Below are 1,971 nucleotides of genomic sequence, written 5' to 3' on the forward strand. Positions count from 1 at the left end.
CGAAGCGATTGATCTGTCCGCTTGAGCGAAATGTTAGGCCCACAGCCTTAGCAAGGCGAAGAAACACACGATGCCAATCGGCAATGCGAGCCCGGAGAAAGCCATGAGCCATAGCGGAACAGTACGAAAGTAGGCGGCGACGCCGGCGCACAAGATGCCGTTGAGGAGCAGCAGTGTGGCGCCCCCCGCGTCTGGCAGGTCCTCTGCGCCGAATCGAATCTCGCTACCCGCAGGTGCGAAGAGGACGTAGATGGCAAGGTAGAAGAACGCCATGGGTAACGAGCAGCCGGACGCAAATCCAACAAGCACGCGAAAAACGTCTGGAGGCGCAAGACGATGGACTTCGGGAGAGCTCGATGGAGGGGTGTAAGGGTTTTCCATGAGGGCCTAACGCCTGAGCTAAGCGGCCACATCAATCGCGAAGCGATTGATTGGTCCGCTTGAGCGAAATGTTAGGCCGCTACTCGATCTCACTTGCGCAGCAGCCCACGAACTCCGGAAGCAATAAAGATCGCCCCGAACACAAAGAATGCCAGATGCATCAAGGCTGCATCGGAGCCATAGAGATCAAGCGGGATGTTCTTCTGGTGCCTAAAGACCGCATCGCCGGTTGTGAAGTACCCATGCAACCCGAAGGCGCCTTGGACGAAAAGCAAAACGCCAAGCAAGAAGAAGAGCCAATTGCTGGAATTGTTGGGTGCTTGCGACATAGTCGAGCGGCCTAACGCTGGAGCTAAGCGGCAGCATCAATCGCGAAGCGATTGATCTGTCCGCTTGAGCGAGTAGTTAGGCATCCGGCCCTGCGATGGACTGCAGCTCTAACCGGACGCCCTCGGGAACATTTGACCACTCGGTGGCAGTGGTGACCACCAAGCGCACGCCCTGCTCTGCCGCGAGCGCGAGGATCTGCTGGAGCCATCGGCCATAGCCCCACTCCCGTGGGACGGGCGAACGCAGCGAGCCGCTGGACGGCTCCCACGCGACCTCCATGGCCTCGCGATAGGCGAACGGAAACGATGCAGACGCCGGATGCACATGCAAGCGGCCCTCCGGGTCAATCTCCACTCTTGCGATGGTGTCGGTGATCACGATGCCTAACGCTGGAGCTAAGCGGCCACATCAATCGCGAAGCGATTGATTGGTCCGCTTGAGCGAGTAGTTAGGCACCACCGGCCAGTGAGACTGTGATTCCCAAGTCGTGAGCGGGACGGATTAACTCGCCCTCCGGCTCGTCGCACTTTACCTCGAGATGCCGCGCGGACACCCAAGATGCCGATGCGCGGCCTTTGCAGTAGGCATCGAGAACCAAGCGAGATGAAGCCCAGAACGGCGGGAAGGAGCGCCGAACAAAAACACCATCTCCGTAGGGGAGCTGAGACGCCTCAGGCAGTGCGCGCACTTGTGCCAAAAAATCACTGCCCGGGGCAGAAATGGCAGGCCCGCCCTCAAAGTGAGCAAGACGCCAAGAAAGCTCCCAGTACGCAAGTACTGCTACCAGGACTGCAAGGATCAGTGCGCCTAGAACTTTCATGGTGGGCCTAACGCTGGAGCTAAGCGGCCACATCAATCGCGAAGCGATTGATTGGTCCGCTTGAGCGAAATGTTAGGCAGGCATGCCACGGCGAAGTCGCCACGGGAGTGCCGCCTGGTTGATGCCGAGCCCAATTAGGCCGACTGCCAGCCCTGACCAAACTGCGCTCGACGGAAATGCGTCAGCAACGACGAGACGATAAGCCCAGAAAACGCCGCAGCCCAGCATTAGAACCCCGAGCGTGCAGCGGGTGGGCGTGGAAAGCTCAAGGGCCACGAAAGCTCGCGCAATGCCGAGCATGAAAGCGACACCAACTCCCAATGCGATGAGTCCGTCTGTCGAATCTAGCAAGACACTCTCCCTTGCCTGCCTAACGCTGGAGCTAAGCGGCCACATCAATCGCGAAGCGATTGATTGGTCCGCTTGAGCGAGTAGTTAGG

General features: G+C 58.9%; 3 protein-coding genes. All 3 read right to left on the reverse strand.

The genetic code is table 11. The features are described from left to right. Positions 1–33 precede the first annotated feature (33 nt). The 3 genes from QUA00_RS36585 to QUA00_RS36595 all read right to left on the reverse strand — a co-directional run bounded on the left by QUA00_RS36585 (position 34) and on the right by QUA00_RS36595 (position 1,089). Entirely contained in the window at positions 34–381 is a 348-nt protein-coding gene (locus QUA00_RS36585) for a hypothetical protein (protein ID WP_333375717.1), read from the reverse strand. 89 nt (positions 382–470) lie between these two features. Then, positions 471–710 (reverse strand): hypothetical protein, encoded by a 240-nt coding sequence (locus QUA00_RS36590; RefSeq protein ID WP_333375714.1) that lies wholly within the window; start codon positions 708–710, stop codon positions 471–473. A 76-nt stretch (positions 711–786) separates the two neighbouring features. Further along, entirely contained in the window at positions 787–1,089 is a 303-nt protein-coding gene (locus QUA00_RS36595; protein ID WP_333375712.1) for a hypothetical protein, read from the reverse strand. Between the last annotated feature and the right edge of the window lie 882 nt (positions 1,090–1,971).

The sequence above is a fragment of the Microcoleus sp. T2B6 genome (assembly GCF_036700475.1).
In the GTDB taxonomy this organism is placed as follows: Bacteria; Cyanobacteriota; Cyanobacteriia; order Cyanobacteriales; family Microcoleaceae; genus Microcoleus.

What these genes read in the sequence shown, in the direction of transcription:
- QUA00_RS36585 (WP_333375717.1), bottom strand. Translation starts at nt 381, where the DNA reads ATGGAAAACCCTTACACCCCTCCATCGAGCTCTCCCGAAGTCCATCGT.
- QUA00_RS36590 (WP_333375714.1), bottom strand. Translation starts at nt 710, where the DNA reads ATGTCGCAAGCACCCAACAATTCCAGCAATTGGCTCTTCTTCTTGCTT.